Annotated in this window: 13 protein-coding genes and 1 pseudogene; 8 read left to right on the top strand and 6 right to left on the bottom strand. The window is 64.4% G+C overall.

The window, feature by feature from the left end; translation table 11 throughout:
* Nucleotides 1–99 precede the first annotated feature (99 nt).
* Both CCR98_RS02105 and CCR98_RS21005 read right to left on the bottom strand, forming a co-directional pair.
* Nucleotides 100–648, bottom strand: coding sequence for a HEPN domain-containing protein (locus CCR98_RS02105; RefSeq protein ID WP_087924125.1), 549 nt, complete (start codon nt 646–648; stop codon nt 100–102).
* A 472-nt stretch (nt 649–1,120) separates the two neighbouring features.
* The gene (locus tag CCR98_RS21005) at nt 1,121–1,294 is read right to left on the bottom strand and encodes a hypothetical protein (protein ID WP_157721488.1); all 174 of its coding nucleotides are present in this window, start codon (nt 1,292–1,294) and stop codon (nt 1,121–1,123) included.
* A 259-nt stretch (nt 1,295–1,553) separates the two neighbouring features.
* On the opposite strand from CCR98_RS21005, the gene CCR98_RS02100 reads away from it, so the two are divergent.
* A complete protein-coding gene (locus CCR98_RS02100; RefSeq protein ID WP_087921326.1) occupies nt 1,554–1,961 on the top strand; it encodes a hypothetical protein in 408 nt (135 codons plus the stop codon).
* 616 nt (nt 1,962–2,577) lie between these two features.
* Here CCR98_RS02100 and CCR98_RS02090 read toward each other — a convergent pair.
* Nucleotides 2,578–3,029: pseudogene (locus CCR98_RS02090) on the bottom strand (IS3 family transposase); the annotation flags it as partial.
* Between the two features lie 109 nt (nt 3,030–3,138).
* Nucleotides 3,139–5,826 carry a pyruvate dehydrogenase (acetyl-transferring), homodimeric type gene (gene aceE, locus CCR98_RS02085; protein WP_087921324.1) on the bottom strand — a complete coding sequence of 896 codons (2,688 nt, stop codon included), beginning with the start codon at nt 5,824–5,826 and terminating at the stop codon, nt 3,139–3,141.
* Nucleotides 5,827–6,371: 545 nt separating this feature from the next.
* Here aceE and CCR98_RS02080 point away from each other — a divergent pair.
* From CCR98_RS02080 to CCR98_RS02070, 3 genes are all read left to right on the top strand, one after another.
* A complete protein-coding gene (locus CCR98_RS02080) occupies nt 6,372–6,932 on the top strand; it encodes a PadR family transcriptional regulator (protein ID WP_087921323.1) in 561 nt (186 codons plus the stop codon).
* Nucleotides 6,933–6,992: 60 nt separating this feature from the next.
* Complete coding sequence (locus CCR98_RS02075; protein ID WP_087921322.1) at nt 6,993–7,790, top strand: siderophore-interacting protein; 798 nt, start codon at nt 6,993–6,995, stop codon at nt 7,788–7,790.
* 365 nt (nt 7,791–8,155) lie between these two features.
* Nucleotides 8,156–8,557 carry a hypothetical protein gene (locus tag CCR98_RS02070; RefSeq protein WP_087921321.1) on the top strand — a complete coding sequence of 134 codons (402 nt, stop codon included), beginning with the start codon at nt 8,156–8,158 and terminating at the stop codon, nt 8,555–8,557.
* A gap of 337 nt (nt 8,558–8,894) precedes the next feature.
* Here CCR98_RS02070 and CCR98_RS02065 read toward each other — a convergent pair whose 3' ends face one another.
* The gene (locus CCR98_RS02065; RefSeq protein WP_005407837.1) at nt 8,895–9,602 is read right to left on the bottom strand and encodes a YceI family protein; all 708 of its coding nucleotides are present in this window, start codon (nt 9,600–9,602) and stop codon (nt 8,895–8,897) included.
* A 75-nt stretch (nt 9,603–9,677) separates the two neighbouring features.
* Nucleotides 9,678–10,268, bottom strand: coding sequence for a malonic semialdehyde reductase (locus CCR98_RS02060; RefSeq protein ID WP_049443517.1), 591 nt, complete (start codon nt 10,266–10,268; stop codon nt 9,678–9,680).
* Nucleotides 10,269–10,394: 126 nt separating this feature from the next.
* Between CCR98_RS02060 and CCR98_RS02055 the strand changes: the two genes are divergently transcribed.
* The 4 genes from CCR98_RS02055 (at nt 10,395) to CCR98_RS02040 (ending at nt 13,091) form a co-directional block, all read left to right on the top strand.
* Nucleotides 10,395–11,354, top strand: a complete 960-nt coding sequence (locus CCR98_RS02055; protein ID WP_087921320.1) for a mitochondrial fission ELM1 family protein — start codon at nt 10,395–10,397, stop codon at nt 11,352–11,354.
* Nucleotides 11,355–11,437: 83 nt separating this feature from the next.
* Entirely contained in the window at nt 11,438–11,668 is a 231-nt protein-coding gene (locus CCR98_RS02050) for a hypothetical protein (RefSeq protein ID WP_087921319.1), read from the top strand.
* Nucleotides 11,669–11,716: 48 nt separating this feature from the next.
* Complete coding sequence (locus CCR98_RS02045) at nt 11,717–12,568, top strand: DUF2145 domain-containing protein (protein WP_087921318.1); 852 nt, start codon at nt 11,717–11,719, stop codon at nt 12,566–12,568.
* 19 nt (nt 12,569–12,587) lie between these two features.
* Nucleotides 12,588–13,091, top strand: coding sequence for a hypothetical protein (locus tag CCR98_RS02040; RefSeq protein WP_087924124.1), 504 nt, complete (start codon nt 12,588–12,590; stop codon nt 13,089–13,091).
* Nucleotides 13,092–13,121 lie beyond the last annotated feature (30 nt).

Genomic DNA, 13,121 nt, shown 5'->3' with positions numbered 1-13,121 from the left:
AGAGCACTTACATTGACACCAGCCAGCCTGGTAGCACAGTCAACACGATGAGCCTGGAAGTCTCCGAGTTGACGCAGGCAGCTGCCAGAGCGCAGCGCCCTACAGGTTGGCGGCGATGTGCCTGTCGGTGGCGGCAACCAGGTCAGAAATGAAACGAATATGCTTTCGGAGGTCTTCACGAGTTACCGCGTGCGCCGCAGGCTGACCGGGTATAGGACGAAGAGATCGATGGGCTATGTCACCCCGCTTCTTTGCAATCGCGTTCAAGTGGACTTTGGCTCGAGCCGGATCATAGTGGTTCCAAACCCAGCCATCGATTACATTGACCTGCAGATACTTTTCAAAGATCTTTCCCACTCGATCAGGCGTTGGCGTGTGGAAGTACTTCAAGTCATTCTCGAGCGAGGCCAGATAGAACGCCCTCATTCGACCGCCCGTTCGGTCCCTACCCGCCACCTGCTCAGCGGCCTCGCAAATACGATCTTCAATGTAGGTTTCAAGTGCTGCTAGAGCCATGACCAAGCTCGCACGCTTTAGCACCTCAGCATTTTCAGGCGGTGGTTGGGAATTGATTGCATCGAAGTGCGCAAGGAGGTCCACAGCATCCTGGATGACATGGGTGAACGTCTGAAATGCCTGAGAGGTCATCGCTAGGTCCATTTGGGATGAATCGCCCTGAAGGTGCTCTTCCGACTGCCAGCTACGTGGGGAGCGTCGCGAACAGACAGTCTTTGCCAGATGCTGTCCGCCCGGCAGCCCTAGTACCGCACGGTGGCTATGAACTACTTTTTGTTCGCCCGATCCGATACGAGATATGTGCCGGCGGCTGGATAGCCTCCTGGCGCTGCTGATGGATGTCTCTGAGTGGCCAAATATCGAGACTGAGACATCTGGCCGCCCCCTCCCACCTCGAGGCTGATACGCCCCGAGGCGGCATTTGCGCTTGGCCCGTTGCTCCGTCTGTTACCAAGTGCATGGTGAGATGACGCCAATCCCATAATCCGCCACCAAAGGAAGAAGTAGTCCACCTTAGCACCTCTGTCCGATTGCTTGCGTCGGCAAGAATCCTTGACCACTCAACACGCCGACTTCCCGACGTTGGTTGAGCTCCGAGTTGCGCTTAGGTAAAGACGTAGAGGGCGTAGGCACCTGCGCACAGCGCCAGCGAGAAGGCGAAGGTGAGAGCGATGGTGACAGTAAGCGCAATAGTGACGTGCCTGCTGCTGAAGGTGATGGTGTTGCCGTTGAAGCAGTTGGTGCAGAGAAGAGGGGCTTGAGTGGATAGTTTTTTCATCATGTCGTTTCCTTAAATTGGTGAGTTTCGACATGAGTATTTAATCTAGAAAAAATCTAGTGAGCGGAGGCGCACCCAGCACGCCAGATTTCTCGCAGCCAGGCTTGATGCGCTCAATGGCCTCGATCTCCGGTGCAACTGCCTTGCGCCGTCGTCGGGAGTCCAGCTTGAGGCCATGCGTGATCACTTACTTCATAGCACTTTGCGGTTGTACTGCATATGTGCAACGCTTGCGGGATTCACAACAAGGAAGTGGAACGTGAGCGAAAGCATGATTGGAAAGAAGGAGTTTCTTGCTGAGTACTCGATGGTCACCGGGGCGTCGGCTCATGATCTTCTGCAGGTAGCCATCATGTACGACGAAAGCCTGCCGGTGGCGAGAGCTGCCCTCAACTCCATGCCCAGCATTGGCTTCATGTCGAGCTCAAAGAGGCTTGCCGCGTTCTTCTCTGTCTGCCGTCACTTGGAGAACCTTGTCCTTAAGGGGCATTGCGACCTTACACAAGCAATTTTGAGCCTGGCGCTTCTTCGCAAGAGTTCATCAGATTTCAGGAAATGCATTAATCTCTTTGACAGCATGGCACCGAGGATCAGCCTGTTGGAAAGATCCTCCATGTCGCGGGTCGCCCGAACCTATCTGGCGAGCTTGGAAGGTGACCTGGCTTGAGAGCTCAAGCTCTTGACGCCTGCCCATGCCACCAGGACTTGGAGCTGGAGTTGGAGGCCATCTGGTGCCGCGAATGCAAGCCCGTGCAATTCAGGGCTTCCGTATCGGTCAAACTCAGCTACGGTGCAATTCACGCAGGCATGTCCCGCGGACAGGCTCTGTAGTAGCCCCTCAATCAGCGCCCTGAAACTCAACGCAAGCAGCACGTAGAACATTTGCTGGAGCGGCCAGCAATGTCGAAGCAGGCGTCATGCCATCAAGCAACACGTGCGGAGACAGGAACCACTCAACCTCCCCCCATCTGGTGGTTCGGTGTAGTCCGTGTAGCTCTCGCTGGGAGGGACCGAAATCGCACAACACCTTCAGGATGTCGGCCAGATGATCTATGGGCTGGCCGTCCGGCCCGAACTGCCAATTCGGGTAGCGGTAGCTGGGAGCAGGCCTAGTTACCTAGACACCCAAGAGCTACCCCTCGCGGCGCAGCTGACCTACTCGTTGGCTGCTCCCGCAGGCACACAGATTCAGTCCGACACTAACCTGCTCGGCGGTGAGCCATTGCGCAGCTAGTGACTCACGGCTGTCGGCAGCGTCAATCAAGACTTTCTGGGCAGGTGTAATTGCGACCAGCCTGATAGTACTCCTGCCGACTGATGCCAAAATGACGGCTTACGCCTTGGAGGCGCCCTTGCGCGAGAACTTGCCGGAAGGCTTTTTTACGATTTTTACCCCGTAATCCTCTTTGAGGACGTCCACAATGGCCTCGAAGAGCTGCGCCTTCTCGTTTGCCTCCCGCAACTGAACCTGCAGGGCCTTGATCTGTTGCTCCGGGGCAAGCGGCTTGGCCGCTCCGGCTTTGGAGACAGTGCTCATGGGAGGAAATGATGCCCCAGCCGCCCAGTCTTGCCGACCATGTCGGCGAAGCCAGGTAAGCACCGTGCTACGACCTTGAATCCCATAGCGCTCCTGGGCCTTTTTGTAGGTCAGCTCCCCGCGTTCGACCTGATCTACCACCGACAACTTGAAGGCCAGCGAGTAATCCCGCTGGCTGCGCCTGATTGTTGATTTCATTGAGCATTCCTTTTCCAGAGGGAAAAGGTGTCAACCCAATTCAGGACGGGTCATTTCTAGAAAAAAGGGCGGCCAACGGCCGCCCTTTTCGCGTCAACTAACTGACCAATCAAACCCCAACAGGATTAGCCTTCTCCGGATCAATCTTGTACTGCTTGATCGCCCGGGCCACATCCTTCGCGGTCATCTTCCCTTCCTTCGCCAGCGCCGCAATCGCGGCATGCGCGATGTAGTACCGATCCACCTCAAAGAACCGGCGCAGGTTCGCACGCGTATCCGAACGTCCAAACCCATCGGTACCCAGCACCGTGTAGCTCATCGGCACGAACGCACGGATCTGGTCCGCATACGCGCGCACGTAGTCGGTGGCGGCAATCGCCGGGCCCTGGCGGCCTTCCAGCAGCTCGGTCACGTAGGCCTTGCGCTGCTCACCTTCCGGATGCAGGCGGTTGGCACGTTCCACGTCGAAACCATCGCGACGCAGTTCGTTGAAGCTCGGGCAGCTCCAGATATCGGCGGTCACGCCGAAGTCCTTGTCCAGCAGCTCGGCCGCGGCAATGGCTTCGCGCAGGATGGTGCCCGAACCCAGCAGCTGCACGCGCAGCTCGCCCTTCTTCGGCTTGCCGGCGTCGGTCAGCAGGTACATGCCCTTGACGATGCCTTCGGCCGCGCCTTCCGGCATTTCCGGGTGGGTGTAGTTCTCGTTCATCAGGGTGACGTAGTAATACTCGTCCACCTGGTCTTCCATCATGCGCTTGGTGCCGTGCTGCAGAACCACCGTCACTTCGAAGCCGAAGGTCGGGTCGTAGCTGCGTACGTTCGGGATGCCACCGGCCACCAGATGGCTGAAGCCATCTTCGTGCTGCAGGCCTTCACCGTTCAGCGTGGTGCGGCCGGCGGTGCCGCCCAGCAGGAAGCCGCGGGTACGCATGTCGGCGGCCTGCCAGGCGATGTCGCCCACGCGCTGGAAGCCGAACATCGAGTAGTAGATGTAGAACGGCAGCATCGGCACGTTGCTGACCGAGTAGCTGGTACCGGCCGCCATCCACGAGCTGATCGCACCCGGCTCGCTGATGCCCTGCTGCAGCACCTGGCCGCTCTGGTCTTCGCGGTAGAACATCAGCTGGTCGGCGTCGACCGGCTTGTACTTCTGGCCGAACGGCGCGTAGATGCCGATCTGGCGGAACAGGCCTTCCATGCCGAAGGTACGGGCTTCGTCGGCCACGATCGGCACGATGTGCGGGCCCAGTTCCTTGTCACGCAGGGTGATGTTCAGGCTCTGCACGAAGGCCATGGTGGTGGAGTAGCTGCGCTCGCCGCTGCTCTTCAGCAGGCGCTCGTAGGCTTCCAGCTTCGGCGCCACGAAGGTCTTGTCGGCCTTGCGGCGGCGCTGCGGCAGGTAACCGCCCAGTGCGGCACGGCGTTCCTGCAGGTACTGCACTTCCGGCGAATCCGGGCCCGGGTGGTAGAACGGCACCTGGCCGTCGGCCAGCTGCGCGTCGGTCACCGGAATGTTGAAGCGGTCGCGGAAGTGGCGCACCGCTTCGTCGTCCAGCTTCTTGGTCTGGTGGGTCGGGTTCAGTGCCTCACCGGCGCTGCCCATGCCGTAACCCTTCACGGTCTTGGCCAGGATGACGGTCGGCATGCCCTTGGTGTTCACGGCCTGGTGGTAGGCGGCGTACACCTTGTGCGGGTCGTGGCCACCACGGTTCAGGCGCCAGATGTCGTCGTCGCTCAGGCCGGCCACCATCGCAGCGGTTTCCGGGTACTTGCCGAAGAAATGCTCGCGGGTATACGCGCCGCCGAAGGCCTTGCAGTTCTGGTATTCGCCGTCGACGGTTTCCATCATCAGCTTCTTCAGCACGCCGTCGCTGTCCTTGGCCAGCAGGGCATCCCAGTAACCGCCCCACAGCAGCTTGATCACGTTCCAGCCGCCGCCACGGAACACGCCTTCCAGTTCCTGGATGATCTTGCCGTTGCCGCGCACCGGGCCGTCCAGGCGCTGCAGGTTGCAGTTCACCACGAAGATCAGGTTGTCCAGGCCTTCACGGCCGGCCAGGGCGATGGCACCCAGGGTTTCCGGCTCGTCGCTCTCGCCGTCGCCGATGAAGCACCACACCTTGCGGTCGGACTTCTCGATCAGGCCACGGTTTTCCAGGTAGCGCATGAACTGCGCCTGGTAGATGGCGGCCAGCGGGCCCAGGCCCATCGACACGGTCGGGGTCTGCCAGTAGTCCGGCATCAGCCACGGGTGCGGGTAGGAGGACAGGCCACCGCCGTCCACTTCCATGCGGAACTTGTCCAGCTGCTCTTCGCTGATGCGGCCTTCCAGGAAGGAACGCGCGTAGATGCCCGGGGCGCTGTGGCCCTGGATGAACAGCAGGTCGCCCGGGTGGTTTTCGCTCGGGGCGCGCCAGAAGTGGTTGAAGCCCACGTCGTACAGGGTGGCGCCGGAGGCGAACGAGGCGATGTGGCCGCCCAGGTCACCCGGCTTGCGGTTGGCGCGCACCACGGTGGCCATCGCGTTCCAGCGGATGATCGAACGGATGCGCCATTCCAGCTCGGCGTTGCCCGGGCTCTTGGCCTCGAACTGCGGTTCGATGGTGTTGACGTATTCGGTGGTGGGAGAGAACGGCAGGTAGGCGCCCGAACGACGGGTAAGCTCCACCATGCCTTCCAGCAGCTGATGCGCGCGCTCGGAGCCCTCGACATCAATAACGGCCTTCAACGACTCGATCCACTCCTGGGTTTCCACAGGATTCGGGTCGTTGTTCAGCACCTCGTTCAACCAGTTCATTAGCGCTCCCATAACCGCACGCACGCGCGCGACTGTTGTATAGATTTCTAGACCGCAAAGTGTAGCGCACCAAGGGCTTTCGTCACTTGGCTACGCAGGCGTATGGATGCAACCGGCCAGTGTCCGCAAGGGGCTTGCCGGGCCCTGCGAGGGCGCATTGGCGGGGCTTGGCGGCCGCGCAGGGTGTCGCTTCCGGACCGCTGCGCCCATGCGCAGGACGCAGTGTTACTGCTGCCGATGACGGTTGTAGGGCAACTCCGGCACCGGCGTAGGTGTGCCCCGGGCGGGCGTACTGAACCGGCGACAACATGTCGCACCTGCCTCTGGATTGGTGCCCACCCTGGGTCCAGCGTGGGCCGCGAGTGATGGGCCTGGCGGCCCTGCTCCCTTCCACAGCATCGCCGGGGCGCCTCGCAGGGGGCGCCCCTTTTGCTGTGCGCGCGTCCCGCCGTGGCCCAAAACGGAACTGCTTGTGGCCGGATCGATGATTGCCGGCTTCGATGTATCGATATATCGTTTGCACACTCGTTTACCGATATATCGAAATGAGCCGTACCGCTTCTCCCAGAGCCCGTTCCACCGATCCGGCGGTGCCGCGCCGCAATGGCCAGCCGCGCGTGCTGAGCCGCGGCGACCTGCGCCTGCTGGTGCTGGCCCTGATCGGCGAGCAGCCGCGCCATGGCTACGAGCTGATGCAGCTGATCAGCAACCAGTTCATGCAGGCCTACACGCCCAGCGCCGGCACCATGTACCCGCTGCTGGCCAGCTTCGAGCAGGCTGGCTGGATCGAAGCCGAGGAAGTGGACGGCAAGCGGATCTTCCGCATCACCACCGCCGGCGAGTTCGAGCTGAAGGTGCAGCGCACCCAGGTGCGCTTGGCGCAGCGACGCGCCTTCGACCGTGCCCGCGAGATCACCAAGGCCTCGCTGCCGCCGCCGCTGGCCACGGCCCTGCGCGAGTTCAAGCGGGCGTTGGTGCACCACCACGGCCGCTGGGCCGAGGGTGAGGCGGACGAGGTGGCGGCGCTGCTGACGCGGGCCTCGGCCCTGCTGAACGGTACCGCCGGTAGCGAGGCATCACCACTTTCAACGACCCAGCCAGACTGAATCCAGCCAGGTCCTCCCCCATGCCGCGCGCCCCCGCGCGACACCTTTGCAGGTATCCCCATGACCGAACACAACAACACGCGCCTGCGCCTGGATGTGCGCTTCCGTGAACTGACCGTGCTGCGCACCGAAGAAGTCACCCCGCACATGCGCCGCGTGGTGCTGGGCGGCGACGATCTGGCCGGTTTCGATTCGCCCGGCGCCGACGACCACATCAAGCTGTTCTTCCCCAACAGCAGCGGCGAGATGGTGCTGCCGGTGCTGACCGCTGAAGGCCGCAGCTACCCGGCCGGCAAGGAGCCCTCGCCGTCGCGCGACTACACCCCGCGCTGGTGGGACCACGAAACCGGCGAGCTGGCCATCGACTTCGTGCTGCACGACCAGGGCATCGCCGGGCCGTGGGCCGAGCAGGCGCAGGCCGGCGACGTGCTGGTGATCGGCGGCCCGCGTGGCTCGTTCGTGGTGGCCGACAGTTACGACGCTTACGTGCTGATCGGCGACGAAACCGCGCTGCCGGCCATCGCCCGCTGGCTGGACGTGCTGCCGGACGGCGCCGAGGTGCAGGCCTTCATCGAAGTGAGTGATGAGGCCGAGCGCCAGGACCTGCCGCAGTACGAGAACGTGCGCATCCACTGGCTGGAGCGCAACGGCTTCCCGGCGGCCAGCAGCACGCTGCTGGAAGACATGCTGACCGACTTCGAAGCACCGGACGGCGATGCCTTCTACTGGATCGCCACCGAATCGCGCCGCGCGCGGATGATGCGCAAGTTCATCGAAGGGCACCTGGGCGTGCCGCGCGACTGGATCCGCTCGACCGGCTACTGGAAGGCCCACCCGGACGAAACCGACGGCGATTGAGCAAAAGACGGTAGGTGCGGACCGTTGGTCCGCACGCCCTTGACCGTGTAGAGCCGAGCCCACGCTCGGCTGCTTTTGGGTCCGCCATCGCGCTGCGCGCGATGAGTCGAGCATGGCTCGACTCTACAGGGGTTCCACCATCGGTCATGCAACATCTTGGGTAGGTGCGGACCGTTGGTCCGCACGCCCGTGTAGAGCCGAGCCCACGCTCGGCTGCTTTTCGTTCCGCCATCGGAGAACCCTCGCGCTGCGCGCGATGAGCCGAGCATGGGCTCGGCTCTACAGGGATTTCGCCGCCCGGTTCAACGCATCAGCCGGCAAGCAATGCGACAATCGCGCTCCTTTCCTGCAGCAACGAGGCCCACATGGCCAAACTGACCCTGGCCAGCGTGGACGCGCTGCGTACCCGCTTTGCCGATGACGCCGCCTGCGATACCGCACTGGCTGCCTTCGCCGACACCGCTGCCCTGCGCGTACCGCTGCGTGAGCTGGTGGAGGCACAGCACCGTTACCTGCAGGCCGAATTCGAAGTGGCGCAGGTGGCCGACGTGCTGCGCCGCGACCAGAAGTACGCACCGGTCGGTCGGCCGTCGATCAACATCGTGCAGCTGCGCAAGCAGCAGGCCGCGACCAAGCAGGCGGCGCTGATCGCACGCCAGGTGGTGGCACAGGCCGCGCAGACCTTCGTGCGCGTGAGCGGGCTGGCGGTGAAGGCCAAGCAGAGCCCGAGCGAAGCGTGTGGGGCTTGGTTGGGCGCGCTGCGCTGAGCGCGCGTACCCGGTAGTGGCCAACCTTGGTTGGCCCGCAGAGCGCCCGTGCGCCAACCAAGGTTGGCACCTACCAAAGCACTCTCCGGCCCTGCACGAACCGGTAGTGGCCAACCTTGGTTGGCCTGCAGAGTGCCCGTGTGCCAACCAAGGTTGGCACCTACCAAAGCACTCTCCGGCCCTGCACGAACCGGTAGTGGCCAACCTTGGTTGGCCTGCGGAGTGCTTGTGCGCCAACCAAGGTTGGCATCTACCAACGCGTGTTCCCCCGAACCCAAAAAGAAGGCCCGCTTTTCAGCGGGCCTTCTGCCTTCTCACGACGAGTGAGTTGGGTGCATCAAGCAGCCGGCTTTTCGCCGGTGGCTTCGGTGGTGATGCGGATCTTCACTTCATCGCTGACGTTCGGAGCATACGCGCCGACGCCGAAATCGCTGCGCTTCAGGGTGGTGGTGGCATCGAAGCCGGCGGCCGGAACCTTGGCCATCGGGTGCTCGCCGCCGCCGTTGACGGTGACGTCCAGGGTGACCGGCTTGGTGATGCCCTTGATGGTCAGGTCGCCGGTAACGGTCAGCTTGTTGGTGCCAGCGGCTTCCACCTTGGTGCTCTTGAAGGTGGCATCGGCGAACTTGGCGGCGTCGAAGAAGTCGGCGCTCTTCAGGTGCTCGTCGAACTTGGCGGTGAAGCTGTTCAGGCCGCTCAGCGGCAGCTTCACTTCCACGGTGGACTTGGTCACGTCTTCGGCGTTGTACACCAGGGTGCCTTCGACGTTGCCGAAGTGCGCGCTCGGGTTGGAGAAGCCGAAGTGGCTCCACTGCGCCAGCACGTCGGTGTGGGTCGGGTCCAACTTGTAGGTGCCCGAGGCGATCTTGATCGCTTCAGCGGCCGGCGCAGCGGCGGCGGCATCGGCAGCCGGGGTGGCAGCCTGTTCGGTGGTGGCCGGGGCGGCAGCATCGGCGGCCGGGGCAGCGGTGTCGGCCGGCTTGGAGCAGGCGGCGATGGCCAGGGTCAGGGCCAGCGGCAGCAGCAGTTTACGGGTGGCGCTCATCTCAGGAACTCTCCGGATCGTAGGGTGGGTACAGCAGGGACCGCCAAGGGGGCGGCCCGGAATCGATACAGCGACTTACGCGATGCGCGCCGCTTCGTCGAACGACAGGCGCGGCAGACGCGGGAACAGGCCCGCCGGGTCACCGTAACCCAGGTTGACCAGGAAATTCGACTTGATGGAGGTGCCGGCGAAGAAGGCTTCATCCACCTTGGCCGCATCGAAGCCGGACATCGGGCCGGCATCCAGGCCCAGCGCGCGCGCGGCCAGGATCAGGTAGGCACCCTGCAGGCTGCCGTTGCGGATGGCGGCTTCGTGGCGGCCTTCCTGCGGGCCGTCGAACCAGGCCTTGGCATCGGTGTGCGGGAACAGGTACGGCAGCTTCTCGTGGAAGTCCAGGTCGAAGCCGATGATGGCGGTGACCGGGGCGGCCATGGTCTTGGCCAGGTTGCCTTCGGACAGGGCCGGGGCCAGCTTGTCCTTGGCTTCCTTCGAGGTGACGAAGACGAAGCGGGCCGGCGTGGTGTTGGCCGCGGTCGGGCCCCACTTCACCAGGTCGTACAGTTCCTGCAGCAGGCTGGCCGGGACCGGCTTGTCGAGGAAGGCGTTCTGGGTACGGGCAGTGCGGAACAGCTGATCGAGGGCAGCAGCGTCGAGCGCGTGGGACATCGGTGGATCTCCAGGGCGGCTAAGGGAAGTCAGTGCCCGCGGGCGGCGCGGGGCGAATCGACGAGCCGCAGTGTAGAGTGTCGCGACTGTTGCAACACCCAGCAGGGCTGAAACGAATTAATGCCAATGGTGAAACGATCGAGCGCGCCCTGGACGGTCACGGACGGCCGTGCGGGCAATGTCCGCCAAGCGGTCGCGCTGGCCTCGGCGCTGCGCCAGGGCACCCATCGGCCGCTGCTGCTGCAGCCACGCGCGCCCTGGCGCTGGCTGTCGCCGCGGCGCCTGCCCGGTGATGTGAACGGCTACGGCGAGGCCTTCGCGACGCTGGCTGCCGACGCTCCGGCGCTGGCGATCGGTTGTGGCCGACAAGCCGCTGGCGCACTGCGCGTGCTGCGCGCACGTGGCAGCCAGGTGGTGCAGATCCTCGACCCGCGCATCGGCGCGCGTCACTGGGATGTGGTGGTGGTGCCCGAACACGATGCCCTGCGCGGCAGCAACGTGCTGACCCTGCTCGGCAGCCTCAACCCGGTGGACGATGACTGGCTGGCCTGGGGCCGCGCCGCGTTCGCTGGCTTCAGTACCCTGCCCGGTCCGCGCACCGCGTTGCTGGTGGGCGGCCCGACACCGCTGGCGCCGTGGGATGAGACGGCGATGGTCGGCGTGTTCCAGGCGCTGGCCGACCAGATCCGCAGCGAAGGCGGCAGCCTGCTGGCGACCACCTCGCGGCGCACGCCGCCGGCCTTGGCGGAGATCCTGCGCGCGAAGTTCGCCGACCTGCCACACGTGATCTGGGGCGATGGGGGCGACGGCACCAATCCCTATGGCGGCCTGCTCGGCTGGGCCAACCGCGTGGTGGTCTCGCCCGATTCGGTGAACCTGCTCTCTGAAGCTTGTGCCACTCGCATGCCGGTGATGGTGGCGCTGGCCGATACCGTGCAGGGGCGGCTGGCGCGCTTCCAGCAACAGCTGCGCGAGCGCGGGCGATTGCAGGCGCACTGGCTGGACTGGCAGTACGACCGCATCGAGCCACTGCGCGAGACCGCGCGGATCGCGGCCGAAGTGAAAGCGCGGCTGGCATTGGGGTAGTGCCGGCCGCGCAGCGATTTCTGAACATTTCGATCTGCCCGCACCGTTAGAGTCCAGCTTCCCCCATCACGCTGAACGTCTTCATGCGCACCCTGCTCCTGCTGCCCCTGGCCCTGCTCGCTGCCTGCTCCACCACGCCCACCGAGCTGGACCCGATTTCTTACCAGTGCCAGCAGCAGCTGGATGCATACCGCGATCAGCCAGCGCTGCGAGATCCGAAGACGGGCGAGCGCCCACCGCTGCCGATCGCCCCGATCAGCGATGCCTGCGACAGGGAACTCCAGCGCAAGGGCGTGGATCGCCCGCTGCGCTGAGCAGCGTATGATCGGCGCGCGGGCCTGCCCGCCGTTGAAGGTACCGACATGGATTGTTTTTCCCGCCTGCCCCGCGCCGCGCTGCTGATCGCCAGCCTGCTGGCGACCGCACCCGCTTGGGCCAACAGCACCGAGTGCCGCGAGCGCTACCCGAGCGTGGCGTCGCAGGCGGCAATGCTGGACGTGGCCTGGACCACCGCCGAGCGTCTCGACGCGCTGCCCGACGTGGACGTGGTGGTGGCCGCGCGCGGTGGCCAGGACCTGAGCCGCTATGGCCTGCGCCACAGCCACCTGGCCTTCCTGCTGCGCGAGGACGACGGCCGCTGGCGCGCGATGCACCTGCTCAACCGCTGCAAGACCGACAGCTCGCAGCTGTACCACGAGGGCCTGGGCAACTTCGTCGGCGAGAGCGGCGGCCACACCGACCTGCGCATCGGTGTACCGTCGGCGCCGTTGCGTGCGGCGTTGAAAGCGATGCTGGTGTCGCCCTCGATCCAGCCCAAGGCGCTGCACGAAACCAAGTACAACGTGGTCGCCTACCCGTTTGCCACCGACTACCAGAACTCCAACCAGTGGGTGCTGGAGGTGCTGGCCGCGGCGATGGCGCAGGCCGAAGGCGCGCCGGCCATCGTCAAGCGCGAACAGGCGCAGCAGTGGCTGCGCCAACAGAAGTACCAGCCCAGCGTGCTGCATATCGGCCTCGGCAAGCGCGTGGGTGCGCGCCTGTTCGTGGCCAACGCCACCACCACCGACCATCCGGCCGGCGAGCGCATCTCCGGCAACTATTCGGTGGTGACGGTGGAATCGGTGTTCGACTTCCTGCACCAGCGCAGCCAGCTGCTGCAGGAACTGGTGATCCCCCACGTGCCGGTGGCCGGTGCCGCCGCAGCCTCGCCCTGAATCCCGCAAGGAGAACGACATGCGCCTGCTGCACAACTCCCTGGTATCGATGCTGATCGTCAGCGCGCTGGCCTGGTCATCGGCCGCGCACGCCGAGCGCCGCATCGTGATCATCCACGACCCGGGCCCGCAGGGGCCGAGCCTGGAGATGTCCACGCAGATGGTGGCCTCGGCCCGCGCAGCGGCGGCGGAGGAAGCCCAGGATGCCGCCGAGGCGGGCCAGCCGCTGGCCCGACCGCAGCAGATCAAGCTGCCACAGATGGAGGTGAGCGGGATCGCCACCACCGTCGACGGCCGCCGCGAAGTGCTGCTGCGTGATGCCAACAACCCGCAGAACACCGCCTCGATGCAGTACCCGCGCGGCGTTGGCGATCCCGCCGTGCAGTTCACCGTGGGCCAGACCGTGAACTTCGAACCGACCGGCGCCGACCAGGGCTGGCAGCTGAAGGACAACCAGGGCCGCCCACTGGAATACCTGCCCGAGGCCACCGGCCCGCGCGACATTTTCGATAACCGGCGCTGAGCCGCCGTCCCCACGTTGACCAGGAGGTCT

The organism is Stenotrophomonas sp. WZN-1, assembly GCF_002192255.1.
Classification (GTDB): Bacteria; Pseudomonadota; Gammaproteobacteria; order Xanthomonadales; family Xanthomonadaceae; genus Stenotrophomonas.
Note: the sequence above shows the minus strand (reverse complement) of the source record. Positions and strands in the feature narration are given on the sequence as shown.